At 68.3% G+C, this 24,717-nt stretch carries 25 protein-coding genes and 1 pseudogene; 16 read left to right on the top strand and 10 right to left on the bottom strand.

Annotated features, from left to right (window positions below):
- Positions 1-77: 77 nt before the first annotated feature.
- Positions 78-704: a discoidin domain-containing protein gene (locus ABD210_RS15265; RefSeq protein WP_344112066.1), complete on the bottom strand. Its 627-nt coding sequence runs from the start codon at positions 702-704 to the stop codon at positions 78-80.
- Between the two features lie 24 nt (positions 705-728).
- Positions 729-1,784: pseudogene (locus tag ABD210_RS15260) on the bottom strand (glycoside hydrolase family 30 protein); the annotation flags it as partial.
- 376 nt (positions 1,785-2,160) lie between these two features.
- Between ABD210_RS15260 and ABD210_RS15255 the strand changes: the two are divergent.
- Together ABD210_RS15255 and ABD210_RS15250 are read left to right on the top strand one after the other, a co-directional pair.
- Complete coding sequence (locus ABD210_RS15255) at positions 2,161-3,171, top strand: LacI family DNA-binding transcriptional regulator (RefSeq protein ID WP_344112008.1); 1,011 nt, start codon at positions 2,161-2,163, stop codon at positions 3,169-3,171.
- Between the two features lie 71 nt (positions 3,172-3,242).
- Positions 3,243-4,697 carry a M81 family metallopeptidase gene (locus tag ABD210_RS15250; RefSeq protein ID WP_344112007.1) on the top strand — a complete coding sequence of 485 codons (1,455 nt, stop codon included), beginning with the start codon at positions 3,243-3,245 and terminating at the stop codon, positions 4,695-4,697.
- A gap of 4 nt (positions 4,698-4,701) precedes the next feature.
- Here the strand turns inward: ABD210_RS15250 and ABD210_RS15245 are convergent, their stop codons facing one another.
- Positions 4,702-5,295 carry a TetR/AcrR family transcriptional regulator gene (locus tag ABD210_RS15245; RefSeq protein ID WP_344112006.1) on the bottom strand — a complete coding sequence of 198 codons (594 nt, stop codon included), beginning with the start codon at positions 5,293-5,295 and terminating at the stop codon, positions 4,702-4,704.
- A 65-nt stretch (positions 5,296-5,360) separates the two neighbouring features.
- Here ABD210_RS15245 and ABD210_RS15240 point away from each other — a divergent pair, with 65 nt between their 5' ends.
- Genes ABD210_RS15240 through ABD210_RS15215 form a run of 6 tightly spaced genes read left to right on the top strand, consistent with a single transcriptional unit; the run spans position 5,361 to position 10,933 of the window.
- Positions 5,361-6,608, top strand: a complete 1,248-nt coding sequence (locus ABD210_RS15240; RefSeq protein WP_344112005.1) for an acyl-CoA dehydrogenase family protein — start codon at positions 5,361-5,363, stop codon at positions 6,606-6,608.
- Positions 6,605-7,447, top strand: a complete 843-nt coding sequence (locus ABD210_RS15235) for an SDR family NAD(P)-dependent oxidoreductase (protein WP_344112004.1) — start codon at positions 6,605-6,607, stop codon at positions 7,445-7,447. Before ABD210_RS15240 ends, ABD210_RS15235 begins: the two co-directional genes overlap by 4 nt.
- Positions 7,444-8,538, top strand: a complete 1,095-nt coding sequence (locus ABD210_RS15230) for a phosphotransferase family protein (RefSeq protein ID WP_344112003.1) — start codon at positions 7,444-7,446, stop codon at positions 8,536-8,538. The genes ABD210_RS15235 and ABD210_RS15230 overlap by 4 nt, the downstream gene beginning before the upstream one ends.
- Before the next feature lies 1 nt (position 8,539).
- Positions 8,540-9,223 carry a histidine phosphatase family protein gene (locus ABD210_RS15225; RefSeq protein ID WP_344112001.1) on the top strand — a complete coding sequence of 228 codons (684 nt, stop codon included), beginning with the start codon at positions 8,540-8,542 and terminating at the stop codon, positions 9,221-9,223.
- A gap of 8 nt (positions 9,224-9,231) precedes the next feature.
- Complete coding sequence (locus ABD210_RS15220; RefSeq protein ID WP_344112000.1) at positions 9,232-9,981, top strand: SDR family oxidoreductase; 750 nt, start codon at positions 9,232-9,234, stop codon at positions 9,979-9,981.
- A 1-nt stretch (position 9,982) separates the two neighbouring features.
- Complete coding sequence (locus tag ABD210_RS15215; RefSeq protein ID WP_344111999.1) at positions 9,983-10,933, top strand: LLM class F420-dependent oxidoreductase; 951 nt, start codon at positions 9,983-9,985, stop codon at positions 10,931-10,933.
- Positions 10,934-11,150: 217 nt separating this feature from the next.
- Here ABD210_RS15215 and ABD210_RS15210 read toward each other — a convergent pair whose 3' ends face one another.
- From ABD210_RS15210 to ABD210_RS15200, 3 genes are all read right to left on the bottom strand, one after another.
- A complete protein-coding gene (locus ABD210_RS15210; RefSeq protein ID WP_344111997.1) occupies positions 11,151-11,567 on the bottom strand; it encodes an MmcQ/YjbR family DNA-binding protein in 417 nt (138 codons plus the stop codon).
- Between the two features lie 66 nt (positions 11,568-11,633).
- A complete protein-coding gene (locus ABD210_RS15205; RefSeq protein WP_344111996.1) occupies positions 11,634-13,499 on the bottom strand; it encodes a sensor histidine kinase in 1,866 nt (621 codons plus the stop codon).
- The gene (locus ABD210_RS15200) at positions 13,489-14,214 is read right to left on the bottom strand and encodes a response regulator transcription factor (protein WP_344111995.1); all 726 of its coding nucleotides are present in this window, start codon (positions 14,212-14,214) and stop codon (positions 13,489-13,491) included. Before ABD210_RS15200 ends, ABD210_RS15205 begins: the two co-directional genes overlap by 11 nt.
- A 124-nt stretch (positions 14,215-14,338) precedes the next feature.
- Between ABD210_RS15200 and ABD210_RS15195 the strand changes: the two genes are divergently transcribed.
- From ABD210_RS15195 to ABD210_RS15180, 4 genes are read left to right on the top strand one after another with little or no spacing between them, the layout of a single operon-like run.
- A complete protein-coding gene (locus ABD210_RS15195) occupies positions 14,339-15,391 on the top strand; it encodes a hypothetical protein (RefSeq protein WP_344111994.1) in 1,053 nt (350 codons plus the stop codon).
- Positions 15,388-16,686 carry a peptidoglycan-binding protein gene (locus ABD210_RS15190; protein ID WP_344111993.1) on the top strand — a complete coding sequence of 433 codons (1,299 nt, stop codon included), beginning with the start codon at positions 15,388-15,390 and terminating at the stop codon, positions 16,684-16,686. The genes ABD210_RS15195 and ABD210_RS15190 overlap by 4 nt, the downstream gene beginning before the upstream one ends.
- Entirely contained in the window at positions 16,683-17,375 is a 693-nt protein-coding gene (locus ABD210_RS15185; protein ID WP_344111992.1) for an ABC transporter ATP-binding protein, read from the top strand. The genes ABD210_RS15190 and ABD210_RS15185 overlap by 4 nt, the downstream gene beginning before the upstream one ends.
- On the top strand, positions 17,372-18,709 hold the full coding sequence (locus ABD210_RS15180) for an ABC transporter permease (protein ID WP_344111991.1): 1,338 nt from the start codon (positions 17,372-17,374) through the stop codon (positions 18,707-18,709). Before ABD210_RS15185 ends, ABD210_RS15180 begins: the two co-directional genes overlap by 4 nt.
- 10 nt (positions 18,710-18,719) lie before the next feature.
- Here ABD210_RS15180 and ABD210_RS15175 read toward each other — a convergent pair whose 3' ends face one another.
- Together ABD210_RS15175 and ABD210_RS15170 are read right to left on the bottom strand one after the other, a co-directional pair.
- Positions 18,720-19,997 carry an MFS transporter gene (locus tag ABD210_RS15175; RefSeq protein WP_344111989.1) on the bottom strand — a complete coding sequence of 426 codons (1,278 nt, stop codon included), beginning with the start codon at positions 19,995-19,997 and terminating at the stop codon, positions 18,720-18,722.
- Between the two features lie 33 nt (positions 19,998-20,030).
- A complete protein-coding gene (locus ABD210_RS15170; protein WP_344111986.1) occupies positions 20,031-20,504 on the bottom strand; it encodes a DUF4188 domain-containing protein in 474 nt (157 codons plus the stop codon).
- A gap of 81 nt (positions 20,505-20,585) precedes the next feature.
- Between ABD210_RS15170 and ABD210_RS15165 the strand changes: the two genes are divergently transcribed.
- Positions 20,586-21,212, top strand: coding sequence for a MerR family transcriptional regulator (locus ABD210_RS15165; protein ID WP_344111985.1), 627 nt, complete (start codon positions 20,586-20,588; stop codon positions 21,210-21,212).
- Positions 21,213-21,275: 63 nt separating this feature from the next.
- Here the strand turns inward: ABD210_RS15165 and ABD210_RS15160 are convergent, their stop codons facing one another.
- Positions 21,276-22,208, bottom strand: a complete 933-nt coding sequence (locus tag ABD210_RS15160) for an acyl-ACP desaturase (protein WP_344111983.1) — start codon at positions 22,206-22,208, stop codon at positions 21,276-21,278.
- A gap of 192 nt (positions 22,209-22,400) precedes the next feature.
- On the opposite strand from ABD210_RS15160, the gene ABD210_RS15155 reads away from it, so the two are divergent.
- Genes ABD210_RS15155 through ABD210_RS15145 form a run of 3 tightly spaced genes read left to right on the top strand, consistent with a single transcriptional unit; the run spans position 22,401 to position 23,919 of the window.
- Positions 22,401-22,565 carry an acyl-CoA thioesterase gene (locus ABD210_RS15155; protein ID WP_344111982.1) on the top strand — a complete coding sequence of 55 codons (165 nt, stop codon included), beginning with the start codon at positions 22,401-22,403 and terminating at the stop codon, positions 22,563-22,565.
- A complete protein-coding gene (locus ABD210_RS15150) occupies positions 22,562-22,816 on the top strand; it encodes an acyl-CoA thioesterase (protein WP_344111980.1) in 255 nt (84 codons plus the stop codon). The genes ABD210_RS15155 and ABD210_RS15150 overlap by 4 nt, the downstream gene beginning before the upstream one ends.
- Positions 22,813-23,919, top strand: coding sequence for a zinc-dependent alcohol dehydrogenase family protein (locus ABD210_RS15145; RefSeq protein ID WP_344111978.1), 1,107 nt, complete (start codon positions 22,813-22,815; stop codon positions 23,917-23,919). The genes ABD210_RS15150 and ABD210_RS15145 overlap by 4 nt, the downstream gene beginning before the upstream one ends.
- 99 nt (positions 23,920-24,018) lie before the next feature.
- On the opposite strand, the gene ABD210_RS15140 is transcribed toward ABD210_RS15145, so the two are convergent.
- Positions 24,019-24,648, bottom strand: coding sequence for a dihydrofolate reductase family protein (locus tag ABD210_RS15140; protein WP_344111977.1), 630 nt, complete (start codon positions 24,646-24,648; stop codon positions 24,019-24,021).
- Between the last annotated feature and the right edge of the window lie 69 nt (positions 24,649-24,717).

Genomic DNA, 24,717 nt, shown 5'->3' with positions numbered 1-24,717 from the left:
AAGCCACGAGGCGCCCACCCCGAACACACTCCGGGACGGGCGCCTCAACCTGCCTATTGACAAGAGGTCCCTACATATCAGTTGTAGAGCCGGAAATCGGCGAGCGTCCACCAGTGGTCGCTGGTCGCGGTCGAGGTGACGCGGACGTAGCGGGCGCGGGTGGGCTTCACGTCGACGTTGGTGAGCTGGCCGGTGGACTTGCCGGTGGCGAGCGGCCGCCAAGTGGTGCCGTCGTTGCTGTAGGTCAGCTGCCAGGTCGCGGCGAAGTCGCCGAGATTGCCGCCGCTGTCCAGCGCCACCCGGCGAACGGTCCGCGACGTGCCCTGGTCCACCTGCAGGTACTGACCGGGGGCCTGAGCGGCCTTGGACTGCCACAGCGTCGACCCGTCGGCGTCGATGGCGAGCCCCGCGGTGTCACCAGCCGGTACCGCGGTGGCGGTCGCACCGGCGAGTGAGATCGGCGAGAGACCCGCCGAACCCGAACCCGAGCCCGAATCCGAGCGCGGCCAGGTGAACGTCGCGACCGCGCCGCCGGGCAGCGTGTACTCGAAGGACTGGTCGCCGAGCGCCACCGCGAACGACCGCGGGTCGTCGTTCTCGTTGTGGACAACCAGCGCGGTGGACCCGTCGGGATTGCGGAAGGCGGCGTCCATGAGCTGCCCGTTCCAGCCGGTCGTGCCGTACGACGTGCTCCCGATCCGCACCGCGCCCGGGCGGACGAACTTCGAGAGGTGGCCGATCGTGTAGTACTCCGCGTCGGTGGTCACGGTGCCGTCGGGCTGCAGGGTGACGAGTCCGGTGCAGGTGTCGCAGCCGCCGAGGTGCGGTCCACCCGTCGAGTCGAGCGCGATGTTCCAGTTCACGACGGACCTGGCCCAGTTCCGGGTGGTTCCCAGCATCAGGTTGCGCGCGTGCCAGGTCAGCGTGCCGCGGAAGATCTGCGGGGGTGTGTCGTTCGGGCCGTGCGAGCCCGAGCACTCGGTGAACCAGATCCCCTTCTCCGGGAACGCCTTCTGCAGAGCACTTTGCGCGGAAGGGTCGCCGGAGTAGCAGTGGTACGCCGTACCGGCTATCCATCGAGCGGCCGGCGTGCTGAGCAGTTGGTACGGGTAGTTCGTCTCCGGGTCCTCACCCGGCGGGGTGCTGCCGACATCACCAGGGTGCGTCGTCCAGTTGTGGTCGTAGCCGAGGATCTTGGTCCGCGGGCTGGCCGCACGCAGCATCGGGCCGAGCGCCTCGATCACGGCGGCCTCCTGACGCACCGGCATGTCCGTGCCCGGGTACGCGTTCGGCTTGCGGTTCTGCGGCTCGTTCTGGACTGTCAGGAAGTCGACCGGTACTCCGGCTGCCGCGTACGCCTTCACGAACTTCACCAGGTAGCGCGCATAGGCGTCGTAGACAGCCGGGTCGTCCTTGAGCCGACCCCCGACCAGCGAGTCACCTGTCTTCATTCAGGCCGGAGGACTCCACGGTGACGCCAGCACCTTGAGCGTCGGATTGAGCTGCTTGGCGCGGCGGAGCAGCGGAAGGACCTGCGCCTGGTCGTGGGCGATGGTGAAGTGCTTCAGCGCGAAGTCGGTCTGCCCTGCCGGTACGTCGTCGTACGTGTAGTGCTCTGCTGCGGCGGTGAAGTCCGACGAGCCGACGGGCTGCCGCAGGAAGCTGACTCCGATGCCCTGCTGGGGATCGAACAGCGAACGCAGGGTCTTCTCGCGCTCGGCTGGGGCCAGCCGGTAGAAGACGCTGGCCGACGAGTCGGTGATGGAGGCACCGAAGCCGTCCATCGTCTGGTACTTCGTGTCCGGGTCGACCGTGATCGTCGTCAGGTCGCTGCTCGCCTTGGTGAACGCGACCGGGGTCCGTTCATGCAGCAGTTCGGCTCGGTCGGGAGTCGTGACCCACACCCGCGCCTGTACTACGCCTCCGCGGGCGACGGGCGGTCCCGCTGCCTCGGCGCCGGGCATCAGCCCGCTCATCACCAGGGCGGAGACCGCGACGGTCGCGCCCAACGCTTGCCTTCTCATTCGTGCTCCTTGCCATCGGGCGGGATGTAACAAATGAAACGTCAGTCAGCCCCGAGCCTCCTCAGAAAACCTCTGGTCTGGTCACCTGTCAAGGCTGAAGCTAGGCTCCCGTCTGTGAAACAAGGAGATGTAACAAATGCCTAGGCGAGCCACCGTGCGAGACATCGCCGCGGAGACGGGCGTCTCCATCGCCACCGTTTCGCGAGTGCTCAACCAGGCGGGCAATGTCGCGCCGCAGACCAGGGAGCTGGTCGAGCAGGCCGTCGAACGGCTCGGCCTCCGAGCGCCGGGCCCGCGCGGCGGTCTTCCGAAGCCGGCTGCAGGCGCTGTCTACGTCCGCTGCCCGTATGTGCTGACCGACTACTTCGGCCTGATCGTCTCGTCGATCGCGGAGACGCTGGAACGGCACGGCCGGCAGTTGATCCTCAACGCCGGCGAGGCCGCGCAACACACGCATCCCCTGGGCCGGCTGGCCGGCGATCCCGGCGTCGCCGGGGCGATCCTGATCCTCCCGCCCGAACCAGGCGACGAACTCGTCCGGCTCCAGGCCCGCCGGTTCCCCTTCGTCGTGGTCGATCCGAGAACACGGCTGCCGCGCGACATCGCCTCCGTCTCCGCCGCACACTTCGCCGGTGCCCGCCAGGTCACGGCCCATCTCGTCGAGCTCGGCCACACCCGCATCGGCGTGATCGCGTATCCGCGTGAGTGGCTGGCGAGTGACGCGCGGATGGGTGGACACGCAGCCGCCTGCGCCGACGGCGGCATCCTCCCGGACCCGGCGCTGGTCCGGTATGTCGAGCCGACCACCCAGCAGGGGTATCGCGCCGCCCGCGAACTGCTGGATCTCCGTCAGCGTCCGACTGCCCTGGTCGCGTTCAACGACAAGGCGGCCGTCGGCGCGATGCAGGCCGCGACGGAACGCGGTCTGCGGATCCCGGCCGACCTGTCGATCGCGGGGTTCGACGACCTCGATCTGAGCCGGGCGACCTCGCCGCTGCTGACCACAGTTCGCCAACCCCTGCAGGAGATGGGACGGATGGCTGTGAGCCTCCTGACCCGCCTCCTCGACCGCCACGAACTCGAGGCGCTGCACGTCGAGCTCGGCACGGAACTCATCGTCCGCGACTCCACCGCACCACCGCCCTGACGGGCCCCGGTACGCCGGGCCACGCCGTACGGCGACGGCAGGGTCCGGGCGCGATATGGCAAGTTGAAGAGATGAGCCTTCGCATCGGCATCGCCGGCATCGCCATCGAGTCCAGCACCTTCTCACCGCACCGCGCCGCGCTGACGGACTTCGACGTACGCCGGGGCGAGGAGCTGCTCCTCAGGTACGAGTTTCTCGAAGCCGACTGGGCGGAGAACGTCGAATGGGTGCCGCTGTTGCACGCCCGCTCGCTGCCGGGTGGTGCCGTCCTGCCGGAGGTGTACGACGACCTGTCGGCCGAGATCATCGACCTGATCCGGTCGGCCGGTGAACTGGACGGCCTGTTGTTCGACATCCACGGAGCGATGAGCGTGGTCGGGCGGGAGGATGCCGAGGCAGACCTGGCCACCCGGGTCCGGGCTGAGCTCGGCCCCGATGTCCTAATGTCGGCGTCGATGGACCTGCACGGCAATGTCTCTCGTGAGCTGGGCACCGCCGTCGACCTCATCACCTGCTATCGGATGGCGCCGCACGAGGATGCCATCCAGAGCCGGGAACGAGCGGCCCGCAATCTGGTCGAGCGGCTCCAGTCAGGCCTCGGTCGGCCGGGCAAGGCGTGGGTCCAGGTGCCGGTGCTCTTGCCGGGGGAGAAGACCTCGACCCGGATCGAACCTGCAGCGTCGATCTACCAGCGGGTCGCGGAGATCGCGGATGAGTCCGGCGTGCTGGATGCCGCCGTCTGGGTCGGTTATGCCTGGGCTGACGAGCCGCGATGCCGGGCGGCAGTGGTGGTGACCGGCGACGCCCGGGAGCTGATCGCCGAACGCGCGAGGGAACTGGCGCAGTCCTACTGGCAGGCCCGGTCGGAGTTCGCCTTCGTCGCGCCGACCGGCACTCTGCACGAGTGCGTGGCGGCCGGGCTCGCGAGTTCTGCGCGGCCCTTTCTGATCAGCGACTCCGGCGACAACCCGACTGCCGGTGGTGCCGGCGACGTCTCCTGGACGCTCGGCGAGTTGCTCACGGTCGACGAACTGACCAGTGGCACCGCGACCGCGATCCACGCGAGCATCACCGACCCTGAAGCAGTGGCCGCCTGCGTCGCGGCCGGTGTCGGAAACCCGGTCAGTGTCGAGGCCGGCGGCAGGGTCGATCCCGGTCCGTCAGGTCCGGTCGCCTTGTCGGGGACCGTGTTCTCGCTCTCGGAGGACCCGGTCGGTGGCACGGTGGCAGTGATCCGGGTCGGCGGACTGCACTCGATCCTGACCTCGCGCCGCAAGCCGTACCACCACCTCGCTGACTTCACCCTGCTCGGCCTGGACCCGGCCGCCACCGACCCCGTGATCGTGAAGATCGGCTATCTCGAACCGGAGCTCTACAAGCTGGCCGAGGACTGGCTGCTGGCGCTGACTCCTGGCGGAGTGGACCAGGACCTGCTGAGGCTCGGGCATCACGGAGTACTGCGGCCGCTGTTCCCCTTCGATCCCGAGATGGCCGACCCGGTGCTCGAGCCCGAACTACTGCCTTAGCGGCTCAGGCTGCTAGGGCGCGGAGGCTGTGGAGGGCGGCGATGGCCTGATCCACCAGCTCGGCGGCCGACGAAGGACGGTCGGATTCGGGGAGCCCTGACCACTCGATGGCCAGGTCCTCCACATAGGCGAGCCAGGCGTGGACTGTCATCCGGACGGTCGAGGCCGGCTCCGAGGCTGCGGCCGAATCGCCAAGGAGGTCGAGCACTCGGGTGGCCAGGCCGGCGCGGGTCTCGGCGTAGATCTCCACCACGTAGACGTCACCACCGGCCGCGCCGCGGACGAACGAGATGTACGAGTCCCGGCGCCGGGTGACGAAGGCGACGAATGACACCAGCATCTGCCGCAACTGTTCGTCGGCGGGCAGCGACGGATCCGGCTTGGTCACGCGCAGCAGACGCCGGCCGGCGGCGCTGACGACGGCGATGTAGAAGTCCCGCTTCGTCGGGAAGTAGTGGAACAGCAACCCACGCGAGATGCCCGCCTCCGCCGCGACGGCGTCGATCGACAGCTCGTGGATCGGCTGGGTCCGCAGCATCATCAGCCCGATGCCGACCAGTTGTTTGCGGCGATCCTCCGCAGTCAGCCTCTGGCGCACGCTATTGAGCATTGCTTAGTAACTGCGCTACCGTCAATCCCAATCGAGCGTTAGGAGTCAGCGAGATGGGGTTCGAACCGTCCGCCCGGGCGCAGGAGTTGATCGGCCGGGTCGAGGACTTCATCCGGACCGAGATCGACCCGGTCGAGGCCGAGGTGCACGCGGGGATCCGGGCCGCCGAGGACCCATGGCAGCCGCTGCCGGTGATGAAGGAGTTGCAGGCCAAGGCCCGCAAGCAGGGCCTGTGGAACCTCTTCCTCCCGCCTGCCGAGCACGGCAACGAGCGGTATGGCGAAGGCCTCAGCAATCTGGACTACGCCCCGATCGCCGAACTCACCGGCCGATCCTTCCTCGCGCCGTACGTCTTCAACTGCAATGCGCCCGACACCGGCAACATGGAGGTGCTGCTCCGCTACGGCACGCCCGAGCAGAAGCAGCAGTGGCTCGAGCCCCTGCTCGATGGCGCGATCCGCTCCGCGTTCTGCATGACCGAGCCCGACGTGGCGTCGTCCGACGCCACCAACATGGCCGCGACCGCGATCGTCGACGGCGATGAGGTCATCCTGAACGGCCGCAAATGGTGGAGCACCGGAGTCGGCCATCCGGACTGCGAACTCCTCATCTTCATGGGCCTCACCGACCCCGACGCTCACCGGTACGCGCGTCACACGATGGTGCTGGTCCCGCGCGACACCCGCGGCGTCAAGATCGAACGACTGCTGCCCGCCATGGGCCGGTACGACGAACCGCACGGCCACGGCGAGGTGTCCTTCACCGACGTGCGGGTGCCTGCCTCGAACATCCTGGTAGGACCTGGTCGTGCCTTCGAGATCGCGCAGGGCAGGCTCGGACCGGGCCGGGTGCACCACTGCATGCGACTGATCGGCCTGGCGGAGAAGTCCCTGGAGCTGGCACTGCGGCGCGGCACCAGCCGGACCGCGTTCGGCAAGCCGCTGGTCAACCTCGGCGGGAACCGTGAGCGGATCGCGGACGCGCGGATCGCGATCAACCAGGCGCGCCTGCTGGTTCTGCAGACGGCCTATCTGCTGGACACCAAGGGACTCGCCGGCGCCCTGAGCGAGGTGAGCCAGATCAAGGTCGCGGTGCCGCGGATGGCGCAGGACGTGATCGACATGGCGATCCAGTTGCACGGTGGTGGCGGCCTGTCCGACGACTACCCGCTGGCCGCCGCCTGGACGAGTGCCCGCGCGCTGCGGCTGGCGGACGGGCCGGACGAGGTGCACCGTGGAGTGGTCGCGAAGATCGAGTTGGCGCGCTATCAGCCGAAGCAGGATCACCAGGAGGGCAAGTGAGCAGGGTTCTCGTCACCGGTGGGGCCAGTGGACTCGGCGCGGCCCTGGTCGCACGATTCGTTGCTGATAGCCACCAAGTGCTCAGCACCGACATCGCGGCGGAGTCACCCGCGCCCGGCGGAGCGCAGTACAGGCAGTTGGATGTGAGGAGTGCGGACGACTGGGCCGCGGCCGTCGCGTGGTGCGAGGAGAACTGGGGCGGTCTGGACATCCTGGTGAACAACGCCGGGATCGCGACCGGTGGGCGGATCGACGTCGAGTCGCTGGACGAGTGGGCCCGGGTCGTCGACATCAACCTGATGGGCGTGGTGCGCGGTTGTCGCGCGTTCACGCCGCAGCTCAAGAAGCAGCGCTCCGGGTACATCGTCAACACCGCTTCAGCCGCCGGCCTGGTGCATCCGCCGATGATGAGCTCTTACAACACGGTCAAGGCCGGCGTGGTCGCGTTGTCCGAGACGCTCTCGCACGAGCTGCACCCGTACGGTGTGGCTGTCTCGGTGGTCTGCCCGTCCTTCTTCCGGACCAACCTGGCGGACTCGATCCAGGGTGACGACACCGAGATGGGCGCGACCGCCCGCAAGCTGATCGAGAAGTCACCGCGGACCGCGGACGACATCGCGGCCGGGGTGCTCGCCGGGATCAAGAAGGGGCAGTTCCTCATCATTCCCGACCGCCCCGCGTTGCTCGCGTGGCGGACCAAGCGGTTCGCCCGACCGCTGTACGACCGGCAGATGCGCAAGATCGCAGCCCGTGCCCGGGATCGGGCGGAGGCCGCCGAGGTACAGCCGACCGGAGACCGCGTACCAGCTGCCGAGGTGCAGCCGACCGGAGACCGGTGAGCGACGCCTTGGGACCGACGGACAGTACGCCGGGAACGGCCGTCGCCGGAGCCCGCGAGGTTCGGGCGGAGGACGCCTTCGCGATAGCCGGGGTCGACGCCTGGCTTCGGCGGGAGACAGAGTTGCCGGCGGGACTGCCGGAGGTCAGGCAGTTCTCCGGCGGGGCGTCCAACCTCACGTATTTGCTGCGTTATCGCGATCGCGACCTGATTCTGCGGCGGCCGCCGGCCGGGACGAAGGCCAAGAGCGCGCATGACATGGGCCGGGAGTACCGGATCCAGGCGGGTCTCGCGCCGGTGTTCCCGTACGTGCCCAAGATGGTTGCTCATTGCAATGACCTGGACGTGATCGGCTCCGAGTTCTACGTGATGGAGCGGATCGCCGGAACCATCCCACGCCGGTCCGAGCTGGGTGTCGACCTGACGCCCGAGCAGACCCGGCAGCTCTGCCACACCCTGATCGACACGCTGGTCGACCTGCACCAGGTGGATCCGGCCGCGGCCGGCTTGGCGGATCTCGGCCGCGGCGAGGGGTACGTCGAACGACAGGTGTCCGGGTGGTCCGGGCGGTACCGCAAGGCGAAGACGTGGAACGTGCCGAGCTTCGAGCGGGTGATGGCCTGGCTGGAGGCGAACCGGCCGGCCGACGTACGGATCTGCGTGATCCACAATGACTTCCGGCTCGACAACGTCGTGCTCGCTCCAGACGACCCGCTGACCGTGGTGGGCGTGCTCGACTGGGAGCTCGCGACGCTGGGCGATCCGCTGATGGATCTCGGCAGCGCGCTCGCGTACTGGGTGCAGGCGGACGACGACTGGAGTTTCCGGCGGTTCCGCCTGCAGCCGTCCGACGTACCAGGCATGATCAGCCGGGACGAGATCGTGCGCTACTACAGCGAGAAGTCCGGACTGAGGCCGGAGAACTGGGCGTTCTACGAGGTCTTCGGTCTGTTCAGGCTGGCCGTCATCGCACAGCAGATCTACTACCGCTATCACCACAAGCAGACGCGGAATCCCCGCTTCAAGAACCTCTGGCTGCCGGTCAATCTGCTCGAGCGGCGCTGCCGGCGCATCATCGCCAAGGTCGGCTGACGTGGCCGCGATCTACCTGATCCGGCATGCGCAGGCGTCGTTCGGCCGCAGTGACTACGACCGGCTCTCGCCGCAGGGTGAGCAGCAGGCCGAGCGGCTCGGGCAGGCGTTGGCCGCGCAGGGAGTGAAGCCGGAGGTGGTGATCACGGGTGCGATGCAGCGGCATGCCCGGACGGCGGAGATCGCGCTGGCGGCTGCCGGCCCTGATCTGTCGGTGAGCGTGGACGAGGGGTTCAACGAGTTCGACCACGACCAGGTGATCGTGGCGCACAAGCCGGCCTATAGACGTCGCGCGGTCCTGCTCGCCGATCTCGCCCGGACAGGTCACCCGGCGCGCGCCTTCCAGGAGATGTTCACCGCAGCGACCGAACGATGGACCCGCAGCGACGGCGACGGCTACACCGAGACCTTCACTGCGTTCTGCCAACGCTCGGAAGACGCCGTACGCCGTACTGCGGATCGACTGGGCAAGGGGGAGACCGCTGTCGTGTTCACGTCGGGTGGTCCGATCGCGGCCATCGTCGGGCGGTTGCTGGCCGGCGACGACGGACTGTGGCTCAAGCTGAACCCCGTCACTATCAACACCGCGATCACCAAGCTCGTGTCCGGGCGCAGCGGCCTGACCGTCATCAGCTACAACGAACACGCGTATCTCGAGGGCACCGACTTGCTCTCCTACAGATAGGGCTGGTTATGCGACGCAACATCCTGATCACCGGCGGGAGTGCGGGACTCGGCGCGGAGATGGCCCGGCAGTTCGCCGCGAAGGGCCACAACCTCGCGTTGACCGCGCGCCGGGAGGAACGGCTCAAGACCCTGCGGGACGAGCTGATCACGGCCCATCCTGGTCTCCAGGTCGTTGTCCACAAGCTCGACGTCAACGATCACGAGCAGGTATTCAAGGTGTTCCGCGCGGCCGACGCCGAACTCGACGGTGGGCTCGACCGGATCATCGTGAACGCGGGCATCGGCAAAGGCGCTCCGCTCGGCACCGGCCGCTTCGACGCGAACCTCGAGACCGCGCAGACGAATTTCATCGCGGCCCTGGCGCAGGCCGAGGCGGCGATGGAGCTGTTCCGGGCGAAGAACGCCGGGCACCTGGTGTTCATCTCCTCGGTTGCCGCGGTCCGGGGGCTGCCGAAAACCGTGACCACCTATGCCGCCACGAAAGCGGCGGTCGCGACGCTCGCGGAAGGCCTCCAGCTGGAACTGCTCGGCAAGCCGATCAAGGTGAGCGCGATCTACCCGGGCTACATCCGGTCCGAGCTGAACGAGAAGGTGTCGAACACGCCGCTGATCGTCGACACCGTGCCCGGCGTCCGCGCGATGGTTGCGGCGATCGAGGCGGAGAAGACCAAGGCGTTCGTGCCGCCCTGGCCGTGGGCGCCGCTCGCGAGAGTGCTGCGGTTCGCGCCGCTGCCGTTGCTGAAGAGGATGGTCTGAGATGCGCTGGGGTCTGACGGTTCCGCTCACCGGGGTTCCACTGCGGGATCACCGGCAGCTGATCTCGGAGCTGCCGTCGCTGGGATACACCGATCTCTGGTCGGCCGAGGTCGCGGGCGCCGACGCCTTCACCCCGTTGGTCCTTGCCTCCGAGTGGGACGACCAGTTGCGGTTGGGGACAGCCGTCGTACCCGTGCACACGCGGGGGCCTGCCGCGCTCGCGATGAGTGCCGCCGCGCTCGCGGACCTCGCGCAGGGCCGGTTCGTGCTCGGCATCGGGGCGTCGTCGGAGACGATCGTGACCGGCTGGAACGGCATCGCCTACGACCCGCCGCTCGCCCGCACCCGCGACGTACTGCGCTTCCTTCGCCAAGCGCTGGCCGGGGAGAAGGTGGACGGTGAGTTCGACAGCTTCACGATCAAGCGGTTCCGGCTGGAGAAGGCGCCCGAGATCCCGCCTGCGATCATGGTGGCCGCGTTGCGTCCGCAGATGCTGCGACTGGCCGCGCGCGAAGCCGACGGGGCGATCACCAACTGGTTGTCTGCAGCGGATGTGCGGCAGGTGCGCGCCGAGCTCGGTGACGAGAAGGAGTTGGCCGCGCGGATCTTTGTCTGTGTGACCGAGGACGCGGAGATGGCACGCAACATCGGGCGGTTCCTGATCGCGACCTATCTGACCGTGCCGGGGTATGCGGCGTTTCACGACTGGCTCGGTCGGGGCGAGGCGATGAAGGAGATGCGGGACGCCTGGGCGGCCGGTGACAAGAACGCCGCGATGGCCGCGGTACCCGTCTCCGTCATCGACGACCTGATCGTCCACGGCACAGCCGCCGACTGCCGCGCCCAGATCAACGCCTACGTCGCCAACGGCCTCGACACCCCCATCATCGCCGCCCTCCCCACCGGCACAGACCTCCTCGACACCGCCCGCGCCCTCGCCCCGCTGACCTGAAGACGCGTTGCGTCCGAACAACGGCGGGGCACGCCCTTCGTCTGTTCGGACGCAGGCTGGACTTCGCCTCGGTGGCTGGAGGTGTTGCGTCCGAGGGGGTGTGGGGCGGGCCCCTCGTCTGTTCGGACGCAGGCTGGACTTCAGCCCGGCTGGAAGCGTTGCGTCCGAGTAACCGTGGGGCAGGCCCCTCGCCTTTTCGGACGCAAGGGTGGAGGGGTCAGGTGAGGCGGTGGGCTTGGAGCCAGTCGGTGGCGCGGCGGGTGGAGGCGCGGGAGAGCCAAGCGTCCTGGATGACCTCGGTCAGTTCCTGGCGGGAAAGTTCGGGGAGGCGGCTGGCGCGGACCAATACCGACAGGTGCCCGTCGAAGTGGGGCGTCGTGAAGAAGGGGTTGGATTCGTCCGACACCAGAGCGAGTTTGTCCTCCTCGGACTCCACCCAGATGACGATCACATCGCTGTAGCGCTCGCCGGTTTCGGCATCGAAGGCGTCCGGGCGCGGGGTTCGGAAGAAGACGAACGACTTCCCGCCGACCTGGTAGACGGGGTTCTCCTTGCTGCCTGACGCGACCGTGACGTGCGGCATCCCCAGCGCCACTTCATGTACGTCCGCCACGCGGGCTTTCCGGCCGGCCATTGCCGCAGTCTAGGTCGCGGGGCGCCGGGCGACAGGCGGGAACTGCCGCCCGGCATGACCCGCGTACTACCGCGCGGGCAGGTGGATGGTGAAGGTGGAGCCTTCTCCCGGCGTGCTGGTGGCGGTGATGGTGCCCCGGTGCGCTTCCACCAGGTGTTTCGTGATCGCCAGGCCGAGTCCGCTGCCGCCGGTGGTGCGGCTGCGCGAGTGTTCGACCCGGTAGAAGCGGTCGAAGAGGTGCGGTAGATGCTCGGCCGCGATCCCGGAGCCGTTGTCCGTGACCGTGAGGTTGTAGCTGTCACCGACCCGGCGTACGCCGACCAGCACCTGGCCGCCCGACTCGGTGAAGCGGATCGCGTTCGACACCAGATTTCCCAGCGCCTGCCGGATCCGGGCGCCGTCCACCATGGCCGGTGCCACCCCGACCACCTCGGCCCGCAGGGAGACGCCGGCTGTTTCGGCGGCCGGGCCATGCGCCGACACCACCTGCTCGGCGAGCTCGGACAGGTCGCGTGGTGCCGGGTGGAGTCGCAACATCCCGGCATCGGCGAGCGCGAGATCCTGCAGGTCGACGACCAGGCGTTCCAGCAGCCCAGCCTCCTCCAGCAACGAGGTCACCAGAGCCTGGTCCAGCGGTACGACCCCGTCTTCCGAGGCGAGCAGGTATCCCTTGATGTTGGCGAGCGGAGTCCGGAGCTCGTGCGCGACATCGCTCACCATGGCCTTCCGCTGGACGTCGTTGAGTTGGACCGACTCGGCCATCGCGTTGAACGCGTGGCCGAGCCTCGCCACCTCGTCCCGCCCGGTGACTGGAACCCGCGCCGCGTGATCGCCGTTCGTCATCCGCTGCGCCGCGCCGGTCAGGGCCAGGATCGGCCGCACCAGGCGCCGCCCGGCGAAGGCCATCACCAGGGCCGCGACGAGGAGCACGCCGAGCGCCGTGGCCGCAGTACGGAGGAGTCCTTCGCCCGAGAAGACGTTGAAGGTGCTCTTGGCGCCGAGGTAGAGCCGTGCCTCGGGCGCGACGTACGGCGCGAGGGCGGCTGAGTGTGCCTGGGCCGTGCAGTTGACGAAGGTCGGGGTCGGTGGGCTCTGGCTCTGGGTGTCCTTCGGGGTGACGATCTGTAGGCCTTCGGGCTTGCCGAAGCTGACCGAGTACGGCTCATCCGCCGCGGTCAGACAGGCGCTGGCTCGTCGGACCTCGTCCTGGTTGACCGTGACGGCCTTCGCGCTGGGTGCGTAGAGCCCGGGTGGAAGGCAGGTGTCCTTGCCCTGGGTTCCCGGCTTCGGGACGTCCATCACCGCACCCCCGCTCACCAGTTGTGGCACCTCGTAGGCCAGCTGAGGTCCGCCGTCCATGCTGGTCGCGACGGTGACGTTCATGCCCTTCTTGCGATAGCAGTCCACCGCCTGGTTCGCGAGCGCCTCCCGCTGCTGCCGCTCGGCATCGGTCAGGCCCCAGTCCTGCGAGCCGAACATCACCGCGGTGTTCACCACCTTGCCGATGGCAACCTTCGAGGCCGCGGTGGCCTTGACGGAGCTGATGGACAACGCGCCGCCGGCCATCCCCGAGTTCCGCGCATCGATTCTTGCCGCCGGCACCGAGGGGAGATCCGGGCCGGCGCCGAGGACGCGAGCCGAGTCGGCGATCATGGTGCCGTCGGGCTCGGTCAGCGCGATTCGCCGTCCGGTCTTGTCGGCCAGGGTCCGCACCAGCTTGTCCACGCCGGACCAGGTCCTGTGGTCGGCGGCGTAGGAAGACAGTTGGGAGTAGATGTCTCCGTCGACCTGCAGTTGTGAGGTGTTCGCGTCGATCTCGCCCTGCAACTTCTCCGACGTGCTGTAGGTGGCGATCACGGCCGTGGCGATCACGGCGCCGAGCGCCACCGCGAGGGACAGCCCGAGGAACCTGAGCAGGACGCTACGACGCATCGGGAGCCACCACCTTGTCCGGCACCTTGTCGGCCAGCTTGTAGCCCACGCCGTACACGGTCTTCAGGTACGCCGGGTCGGTGGGCACGGGCTCGATCTTCTTGCGCAGGTTCATCACGTGGACGTCGATCGTCCGGTCGAACACGTAGTGGTCGAACCCGAACGCGTGCTCGAGCAGTTGCTGCCGGGAGAACGCGCGGCCGGGTGAGGCGGCCAGACAGGCGAGGATCTTGAACTCGGCCGGCGTGACGTCGACCAGTTCGCCGTCCAGGTGGACCTCGTGCCGCGTCGGGTCGATCTCCAGCGCACCGACCCGGTACACCTCGCCCTCCGCACGGCTCTGCGTACGCCGGAGCACCGTCCTGACCCGGGCCACCAGTTCGCGCGGGTTGTAGGGCTTGGTCAGGTAGTCGTCCGCGCCCAGATCCAGGCCGAGCAGCAGGTCGTCCTCGGTGGAGCGCGCGGTCAGCATGATGATCGGCACGCCACCGTCGGCACCGCTGCCCGCTCTCAGCACGCGGCAGACGTCCAGGCCGTCGACCTTCGGCATCATCACGTCGAGCACGAGCAGGTCGGGGCTGCGCCGGCGGGCCTCGTCGATGGCGGCCCGTCCGTCGTGCACCACGACGGTGAGGTGGCCCTCTCGTTCGAGATAGCGCCGGATCAGCTCCGCCTGCTTCCGGTCGTCTTCGGCGACGAGGATCCGGGCTGGCATGACCTGAAGATGACAGGTGGAGATGAGAATCCGATGAAGATCGGCTGAGAGCATCGGGCGCTGACCGGTCCTTCACAGCTTCTTCACAGCCTCGGCGGCACGCTCACATGCCATGAAGACCTCCATGAGAACCTCACGCAAAGCTTTCGCTCTGGTCGCCGTCTTGGCTCTCGCCGGCTGCGGGACCACGAACGACCCCGTCGCGACGAGCACGAACGACAGCGCCGACAAGAGCCCACTCGCGGAGTACATGGGCGAGGGGTTCAAGATGAGCACCGGCGGCGGCATGCAGATGACCGTCCGGGCGGGCGGGCAGGGGTCGTCGGAGGAGGAGCTGGCCAAGCAGCGCAAGGTCGAGGACTCGACCGCCAAATGCATGGAGACTGCCGGTTTCCGCTATGTCGCGGTGCCGCCCGAGTCGAACCCGAAGTCCAAGTTCGACGACGCGTTCAACCTGCCGCCGGACAAGTTCGCCGCGCAGTACGGCTACGGCATCAGCACGATCGACTGGGCCAAACCGGGAGCGGACGACACCAGCAACCCCAACACGGCGATCCGCAACGCCCTGTCGGCCACGGCGAAGAAGGCCTATGACAAGGCGTTGAACGGGCAGTTCGCCAACGGCAACGGCCCCATTGCCATGCCTGCCGACAAGGTGGGCAACGCAAAGGTGGACATGGGCTGCCGGGGCAAGGCGGCCGATGAGGTCTACGGCTCGGCAGCGTCGAACAAGGCCGATACCTTCAGCAAGTACGAGTCGCTCTTCAAGGACCTCGATGCGCTGCAGAAGCGGATCCTCGCCGACCAGCGGGTCGTCGACGCCACCACCGCCTGGTCCGACTGCCTGGCCGATGCCGGGCACGCCGGCTTCAAGAAGCCCGAGGAGGCGCGGCAGAAGGTCCAGCAGAAGCTAGACGAACTGACCGGCCAGAACAACACCAGCAAGACGCCCGGCAAGGCCACCTTCTCCGGACCGCCGTCCTTCGACAAGGTCGACTCGCAGAAGCTGGCCGACCTGCGGAAGTTCGAGATCGAGCTCGCCAAGGCCGACCAGGCCTGCAAGGCGAAGGGGTACGACGAGGCGTACAAGAAGGCGCAGTACGAGTTGGAGAAGGAGTTCGTCACCGCCAACAAGGCTGAGCTCGAGGCGTACCGCGACGGAATGGCGCAGCGGTGAGCGCTTCGCCCAAGTCCCGCCGGCGGGTCCTGGTCGGGGTGTCCGCGGTGGCGACGCTCTCACTGGGGGTGGGGGTCGCCGCGGGCAGCCGGATCACCTCGCCGGAGGACGCGGCGGCCAAGACCGCGGCACCGAAGGCATCCCAGATCACCGTGCCGGTGGAGAAGAAGGCGCTCTCCAGCAAGGTGGTCGCCCGGGGTGACACGTCCTTCGACGGGGCGGTCAACCTCCGGGTCGAGACGAGCGGACTCCAGACCGCGGCCATCGTGACCGGGAAGGTGCCGACGGTCGGTTCCACCATTCGCGAGGGGAAGGCGCTGCTGGAGATCACCGGCCGTCCGGTGATCGGGCTGGCCGGAGTACTGCCGATGTATCGAACACTCTCGCCGGGCAGCAAGGGGCCGGACGTGCTCCAGCTCGAGCAGACGCTCAACCGGCTGGGCTTCGACCCGGGCACGGTTGACAGCAAGTACGACAGCGGGACAGCGGCTGCCATCGAGAAGCTCTACGAGTCGGCAGGATACGACGCGCCGACGGCGGACGAGCGGCTCACGCAGGCGGTGGATAGCGAGAAGAAGAATGTCGACGGGATGAAGAACGCGCTCCGCCAGGCGCAGGCTGCGCTCAGGCAGGCCAAGGCGGGCCCCGGCAAAGGCGATACCTCGGTCCAGCAGGGCGCGGTCGATGATGCGCAGGCGAACCTCGACGACGCCGAAAGCGCGTTGGCCGAAGCGCGGTTCAAGGCCGGTACGCCGCTGCCGGTGTCCGAGGTGGTGTTCGTGAAGACGCTGCCGCGTCGGGTCGACGACGTGAAGGTTGAGCGCGGCGGCACCGTCAACGGCGTGGTGATGTCCGTCAGCGGCGCCTCACTGGTGGTCACCATCAAGGTGGACGCGCAGACGAAGGAGCGGCTGAAGGCCGGGATGGCCGCGAGCTTCGACCTCGGCGACGGCACGATCGTGCAGGCGACGGTCCGCCGGATCACCCGCAACGCCGACCAGTACGACGTGGTGGTCGCGCCCAAGTCGCTGACCCCGGCTCAGCTGGAGCGGCTCCGCGAGGCGAACGTCCGCGTCACCATCCCGGTGAAGAGCACCAACGGCAAGGTCCTGGCGGTACCGATCGCTGCGCTGTCCGCGGGACCCGACGGAAGCTCGCGCGTCGAAGTACTGCGCGACGGCAAGGTCGAGCTGATCGCGGTCACGGTCGGGCTCTCGGCAGACGGTTATGCGCAGGTCAGCCCGACGGGTGACACCAAGTTGAGCGAGGGCGATCAAGTGGTGGTCGGGAAATGACCGCGACAGCAGTGGCCCTGCCCGCGCCGGTCGTGGAGATGATCGGCGTCCGCCGGTTCTTCCCCGGACCGCCCGAGGTGCAGGCGATCCGAGAGGTCGACCTGACCATCGGCCAGGGGGAGTACCTGTCCATCGTCGGCCCGTCCGGCTCGGGCAAGTCCACCTTGCTGCATCTGCTGGGGTTGCTCGACAACCCGACGGGTGGCGTCTACCGGCTCGACGGCGTCGACACCTCCAGTCTGAGGGAGCGACGCCGCGCAGTACTGCGGGGTGAGCGGATCGGGTTCGTCTTCCAGTCGTTCCACCTGCTCGATCACCGCACGGTGCTGGAGAACGTCGCGCTCTCGATGGTGTACGTCGGGGTGCCGCGGCAGGAACGTCTGGCCCGGGCCCGAACGGCTCTGCAACGCGTCGGCCTGGCGCATCGGATGGACTTCGCACCGACCACGCTCTCCGGTGGTGAACGCCAACGCGTCGCGATCGCCCGGGCGCTCGTCGCAGAGCCCAGTCTGCTCCTTGCGGACGAACCGACCGGCAACCTCGACACTGTCAACGCGGAGGCGATCCTCGAAGTGTTCGACGAACTGCACCACGAGGGGATGACGCTGGCCGTGATCACCCACGACGACCACGTCAGCCAACGGGCTCAGCGGCAGGTCCGCATCGTCGACGGAACCCTCCAGTGGTGACGCGGCTGCGGTTGCTGCTCGCTGCCCTCGTACGCCGTACCGCCGGCTCGCGCGGTTCCTCGCGGCGGGCGGCTCGTGTACTTGGGCCGGCCGGCGCGTTGGCGCGGACCGACCGGAAGCGGCGGTTGAAGCGGGGGCCGGCGGTGCGGGATCTCCTCGACGAGGCGCTCGCGGGTGTGGCCGCACGTCCCACGAGGTTGATCCTCACCACCCTCGGCACGGTGCTCGGCGTCGCCGCACTGGTCGGGACCGTCGGGCTCGGGCAGACCGCGAACGGCCAGATCACCCAGCGGTTCGACCTCGCCGCCGCCACGCGGGTCGTAGTACAGCCTGATGACAAGGGTGGACAGAGCGGGGAGGCGGCGACGGAGTTGCCGTGGGATGCGCCGGAGCGGATCTCGCGGTTGAACGGAGTCGAGGCGGCCGGAACGGTCAGCACGCTCGCGGTCGGCGATGACCTGGTCCGCAGTGTGGCCGGGCTGGACAGCCAGCGGAACGGGCATGCGCTGACCGTGATGGCGGGGTCGGCCGGATTGTTCGACGCGGTTCGGTCGGTTCTGCGGACGGGGCGCTTCTTCGACTCCGGCCATGACGCACGCGCCGACCGGGTCGTGGTCCTGGGCAAGCACGCGGCCGAACGGCTCGGCATCAACCGGGTCGAGTCGCAGCCTGCGATCTTCATCGGCGACCAGGCGTACACGGTGATCGGCATCCTCGACTCGGTCAGCGGTCGGGCCGAACTGCTGGACGCGGTGATCATGCCGAACGGCACGGCGAAGACGGCGTACGACCTGGCGGCACCGGACGCGCTGGAGATCCGCACGCAGGTGGGTGCGGCTCAGCTGATCGGCAGGCAGGCGCCGGTCGCGATCGACCCGAACAACCCGAGCGCGCTGAAGGTCGACGCGCCGCCGGCTCAAGGCGGGGTCCGGCGGGGCGTCCAGTCCGACCTGAACGCGCTGTTCCTGCTGTTGGGTGCGGTCGCCCTGTTGGTCGGTGGGTTGGGAATCGCCAATGTGACGCTGCTGTCGGTGCTGGAACGAGTCTCCGAGATCGGCTTGCGCCGGGCGCTGGGAGCGGCTCGGCGGCACGTCGCTGTGCAGTTCTTGGTGGAGAGCGTGATCGTGGGCTTCCTCGGTGGCTTGTTGGGGACGGCTGCCGGCGTGCTGCTCACGGTCGGCGTCTCCTGGGGCCGCGACTGGACGCCGATCCTGGACAACAGGCTGGCGCTCGGCTCGCCGTTCCTCGGCGCCTTCATCGGTCTGGTCGCCGGCACCTACCCGGCCTGGAAGGCCTCCGCCATCCAGCCCATCACCGCATTGCGCGGGACCTAGTGGACAGGACTCAATGAGCTGGGACCGGCTCGCCGGCTGACAGCCGGGAGTAGATGACAGCGGTCAGGGCGAAGCCGAGGACGACGAAGGTCAGGACCGGGTAGGACTTCCCATCGTCGGGCAGGATCACGGCGCCGAGCGCGGCGGCCGAGACCTGCCCGACGTTGAAGATCATGTCGTAGAGCGAGAAGACGCGACCCCGATAGACGTCGTCGACGCCGGTCTGGACGAGGGTGTCGACGCTGATCTTCACACCCTGCGCGCAGAACCCGGTCAGGAAGCCCGCCACCAGGACCGCCGGCTGCGTGTAGAGCCCGCCCGGGATCGCCGTCACCACCGCGGCGGCCACGAAGAGCACGGTGATCCATCTGCGTAGCGTCAGCACCCTGGTCGCCCAGGGCGTCACCAGCGCGGCGAGGAAGAGGCCTGCGCCGATCGCGCCGGTTGCGATCGCGAGCGCCCCGAAGGCTTCGTCCAGCTCATCCGGTCCGTAGAACTTGTTCCGGTAGAGCAGGATCGTCGCGACCGTCACGAGCCCGAAGAAGAACCTCAGCGAACCGATCGCGGCCAGTCCGAGCGCCGGTTGACGCCGCTCCCTCAGGTGCCGGCCGCCGTCGATCAAGCCGCCCGCGATACCGCGGATCGCCTCCAGTACGCCTGGTTCCGCGCCGGTCAGATCCGGCCCGAGCTGGTTGCGGCCCAGGCGCAAGGCGAGCAGAGCCGCCGTCAGGTAGACGACTGCCGTCATACCGAGGACAGCCAGGTCGGAGTCGAGCAGCAGTTTCACGACGGCGCCGAACCCGCCGCCGACCAGGAAGAACGCGGTCCCTGACGTCGGGGTCACCGCGTTCGCCATCACCAGCTCGTCGCGATCCACCACGTGCGGGAGCCCCGCGGACAGGCCGGACAGCAGGAAGCGGTTGACCCCGAGGGTCAGCAGCACGGCCAGGTAGAACGGGATCCCAGCGTTGTCGAGGGCAACGATCAGGCCGATCACCAGGACCAGCGCGGCCCGGGTGAGGTTCGCGCCGAAGAGGATCTGCCGGCGGGACCAGCGGTCGAGCAGAACACCGGTGAACGGACCAAGCACGGAGTACGGCAGCAGGGCGACGGCGAACAGCCCGGCGATGGCAGCGGCGTCCGGAGCGCGCTCCGGCGAGAACAGCACGTACGACGCGAGCGCCACCTGGAACACGCCGTCGCCGAACTGCGAGGTCAACCGGACGGCGAACAGCCGACGGAAGTCCCCACGCCTCAGCAGCCTGCCGAGATCCCGGATGAACTGCACGCGTGCACTGTAACCACCGCTCTCCGCGGCGGCCTACTGCTTGCTGAGGCGCTCCGCTGCGGTGCGGCCGCGCTGGTTCACCGGCTCGACACCCGAGACCTTGCCGAGTCCCAGCAGCGGCATGTTCGCGTAGATCGTCTCGGCACTACCGGCCGGGACCACGTAGGTCTCGTGCCAGATCCCCACGTTGCTGCCTTTGTAGGCGTGCTTGTAGAACTCGGTCCAGGCCGGGCGGTGGGTGCGCTGCGTGTCGTTGGCGAACGCCTGCAGCTTCTCCGTGGACTCCCAGTACTGGATCATCGTGACGCTACGCAGCCCGGGGAACGTGCGGAAGCCGAGCAGACCGCTCTCCGGATCCGCCAGAAGCTCACGAAGCATCGGACCCATCGCCTTCGACACGGGGATCCACTGGCGCCACGCACGCAACGAGTTGACCCGCATCCCGATCAGGAAGACCACCAGATCCTTCTCGTACGCCGCTGTCTGACGGCCCTCGACGATGCTCATGGTCCACTCCTCCTGATTTAGATAGTTCTACTCCCCAATATTGGAAAGTGATACTCTCCAAAAGTCAAGAGGAGAGCGTGGATGTGGATCGCTGAATTGTCGAGCCGGACCGAGGTGCCGGTGGCAACGATCAAGTACTACCTGCGCGAGGGCTTGCTGCCCGCGGGCCAGGCCGTCGGCGCCACCCGAGCCCGGTACGACGAGTCGCACGTCCGCCGGCTGCGGCTGATCCGCGCGCTGGTGGGGGCGGGTGGGTTGAGCCTGGCTCGCGTCCGCGGCGTACTGGCTGAGGTCGACGAGGAATCCAGCGAACTGCACGAGGTGCTCGGCGCGGCTCATGGCGCGCTGATCCCGGACGCTGTGCCGGCGAGCCCTGAATCCCTGCAGCGGGTCGACCAACTCGTGGCGAACCATGGGTGGCGGGTGCATTCCGGGTCGCCGGATCGGGCGCTGCTGGCGGGGGCTCTCGACGCCTTGGAGAAGCTGGGATACCACCTGGATGACGAGCTGTTGGAGTCCTACGCGGCGGCTGCCAAGCAGGTCGCCGATGCGGACGTCGCCCACCTGCCTGCCGACGACCGCGCTCGGACAGTCGAGGCAGCCGTCGTCGTCACTGCCCTCGGCGGCCCTGTCTTGCTGGCCCTTCGCAGACTGGCTCAGCAAGACGCGTCGGCTCGCCGCTACGGCTCCGCTCACTTCGACAAGTGAGCGACCGCCGCGAGGCTTCTGGATTGTGGCGCCGGGCGGGGCGCCACGCAGTACGGGCGTCGATCAGTTGGTGGCGCGGGTGGCCTGGCGTTCGAGCAGGCGGGCGCGTTGCTCCACGAAGCGACTGGCCTGGGCGTCGAGGGCGGTCATGAACTCGGCGAGCTCATCACGAGCCTTGGCGCCGTCACCGCTCAGGTCGTCGCGCTCGAAGACCTTCCACATCCGCAGGATCGGCGCGACCACCTCGTCGTGGTGCAAGCGCAGGTCGTAGATGCCGGCCTTCGCGATCGTCACCGAGTTCCGCGCGAAGCCCTCCATCGTGGCGCCGGGCATGGAGAAGTTGCGCACCTCGTTGGTGACTGCCTGCATGGTCTCGTTCGGCGCGCTCTCGAACGCGGCGGCGACCAGGTTGCGGTAGAAGATCATGTGCAGGTTCTCGTCGGTCGCGATCCGGGCGAGCAACTGGTCCGCGATCGGGCAGCCGGTGGCCTTGCCGGTGTTGCGGTGCGAGACACGGGTGGCCAGTTCCTGGAAGCTGACGTACGCGATCGCCTCGAGCATGTTCTTGTCGACCACGTGACCCGCGGTCATGTGCGCCATCCGGGCCACTTCCAGCTCGACCGGGTCGACGCCGCGGGTGACCACCAGGTAGTCGCGCAGCGCGATCCCGTGCCGGCCCTCCTCCGCGGTCCACCGGCCGACCCAGGTGCCCCAGGGCCCGTCGAGCCCGAACTGGGTGGCGATCTCGCGGTGGTACGAGGGCAGGTTGTCCTCGGTCAGCAGGTTGGTGATCATCGCGACCTTGGCGACCGGGTCCAGCCGCGACTGCTCCGGCGCCCAGTCCTCACCACCGAGGAAGGCGAAGTCACGCCCCTCGCTCCACGGCACGTAGTCGTGCGGATTCCAGTTCTTGGTGATGGCGAGATGGCGCTCGAGGTTCTCCTCGACGACGGGTTCCAGCTCGTGCAACAGGTTCGTCACCAGTTCGTCGGTCATCGCGGGCCTCCAAAATGCCTCTGCACGGTGCGCCTCGGGGCGGCACACCAAGTGGCCTGTAGAGCCAGGCAGCTTCCCTTCACCCTACGGTACCGTAAGTTACGCGACCGTAGGTTGTGCGTGTCGGGTTCCCGTCCGGCGCGCGGGCTCACTCCTGGTACCCAGTCCTACCCAGCACCTTATGGTGGGCCGATGGACCGGACCTCCTATCCGCATTTCCTCGCGATCACCACGCGCTGGAAGGACAACGACGTCTACGGGCACGTCAACAACGTCGAGTACTACAGCTTCTTCGACACCGTCATCAACGACTTCCTGATCCGTGCCGGCGAGCTCGACATCACGGCGGCGACGTGATCGGGCTGTGTGTCGAGTCGCAGTGCAGCTTCAAGCAGTCGCTCGCGTTCCCCGAGACGGTCGACGCCGGGTTGCGGGTGTCGAAGGTCGGCAACTCCAGCGTGCACTACGAGATCGGTCTGTTCCGGTCCGGTTCCGCGGTCCCGGCGGCGACCGGCCGGTTCGTGCATGTCTTCGTGGACCGGACCGACCGCCGCCCGGTGCCGGTGCCCGACCGGATCCGCGCGGCGCTGGAAGGAATCGCCGGATGATCGTCCGAGGCGCAGTACTGCGTGAGATGGGACTTCCCAGCCCGTACGCCGAGTCGCGGCCGCTGCGGATCGAAGAGCTCGAGCTGGCTCCGCCGGGGCCGGGGGAGCTGCTCGTTCGGGTCCGCGCGGCCGGGTTGTGCCATTCGGACCTGTCCGTGATCGACGGCTCGCGACCGCGGGTGATGCCGATGCTGCTCGGCCACGAGGCGACCGGCGAGGTGGTCCGGTCGGAGGCCGACGGGTTCGCACCGGGCGACACGGTCGGCTTCGCCTTCGTCCCCGCTTGCGGCGCCTGTGGCCATTGTGCGGAAGGACGCGCAGCGCTCTGCGAACCAGGTGCTGCCGCCAACAGCGCTGGGACTCTGCTCAGTGGCGCGCGTCGGCTGGACGGGGTTTACCACCATCTCGGCGTCTCGGGATTCGCGGATCACGCGGTGGTCTCCGCGCGTTCGGCGGTGAAGATCGACCCGTCGCTGCCGCCGGAGATCGCCGCGCTGTTCGGTTGTGCGGTGATGACCGGGGTCGGGGCTGTCGTGAACACCGCGCGGGTGCGGGCGGGCCAGAGCGCTGTCGTCTTCGGACTCGGCGGCGTCGGGTTGTCGGCGCTCCTCGGGGCTGTGCTGGCGGGGGCACATCCACTCGTCGCGGTGGACGTCGTACCGGAGAAGCTCGAACTGGCTCGCTCGCTCGGCGCGACCGCCGCGATCGATGCCCGCGACAACGATGTGGTCGACGCTGTCCGTGAGGCAACGGGCGGCGGCGCTCACTATGCCTTCGAAACTGTCGGAAGCGCGGCCGTTCTCGGCCAGGCCTATGCCGCAACCCGCCGAGGTGGAACCACCGTGACTGTGGGCCTGCCGCATCCCTCGCAGACCTTGAGCATCCCCGCGGTCAGCCTGGTGGCTGAAGAGCGGACCCTCAAGGGGTCTTACCTGGGCTCGGCCATTCCCTCCCGTGACATCCCTCGCTACATCGCCCTCTACCAAGCCGGACGGCTCCCGGTCGACCGACTCCTGACTTCGACCGTGGGGCTGGACGACCTCAACGAAGCCTTCGATGCACTCGCCGCCGGCAGCCCGATCCGCCAGGTCCTGCTCCTGTGAGGTGCGCTGCCCTGTGAGGTGCGTTGCGTCCGAAGAACCGAGGGTCCCGCCCTACGGTGCCTCGGACGCAACCGCAGCGGCAGGCGGCGGCTGGGTCGCTCAGACGGTTTCCTTGCCGTCTTCGACGTTGACCGTTCCGGTGCTGAAGGGGGCCGGGGTCAGGGTCGCGTAGCTGACGCCGGTGCTCGTGACCCGGGTTTCGTTGACGGTGAGACCCGAGGGCGTGGCGCCGTCGGTGAACAGGCGCTTGCCCTTGCCGACAACGACGGGGAAGGTCAGCAGCCGGTACTCGTCGATCAGTCCGGCTTCGTGCAGGGATCGGGCGAGTCCGCAGGAGCCGTGGACCTGCAGTTCGCCGCCCGGCTTGTCCTTCAGTTCCTGGACCTGCTTGATGACATCGCCCGACAGCACCGTGCTGTCGCCCCACTCCGGCTCGAGTGGCGTCGAGGTCGCGACGTACTTCGGGAACGTGTTCAGCACGGTCGCCACCCGGTTGTCCGGGTCGGTGACCTGCGACCAGTACGCCTGCATCATCGCGTACGTGGAGCGGCCGAGCAGGGTCGCCTCGGCCTTCGCGAACCAGCCGTCGACGATCTCGCCGAAGTCCTGGTCGACGTGCGGAACGAGCCAGCCGCCGCGGTCGAACCCGCCGCTGCGGTCCTCCTCGAACCCACCGGGCCCCTGCATGACGCCGTCGAGAGTGAGGAAGGTGTGCAAGGTGAGCTTCATGAGTCGTCTCCATTCGCTGCCCGGTGTCACCCGAGGCTCGGTTCGTCCGTACTGCGCCTTTCGATCTGG

Origin of the sequence: Kribbella alba, assembly GCF_039529635.1 — a bacterium.
Taxonomy (GTDB): domain Bacteria; phylum Actinomycetota; class Actinomycetes; order Propionibacteriales; family Kribbellaceae; genus Kribbella; species Kribbella alba.
Note: the sequence above shows the minus strand (reverse complement) of the source record. Positions and strands in the feature narration are given on the sequence as shown.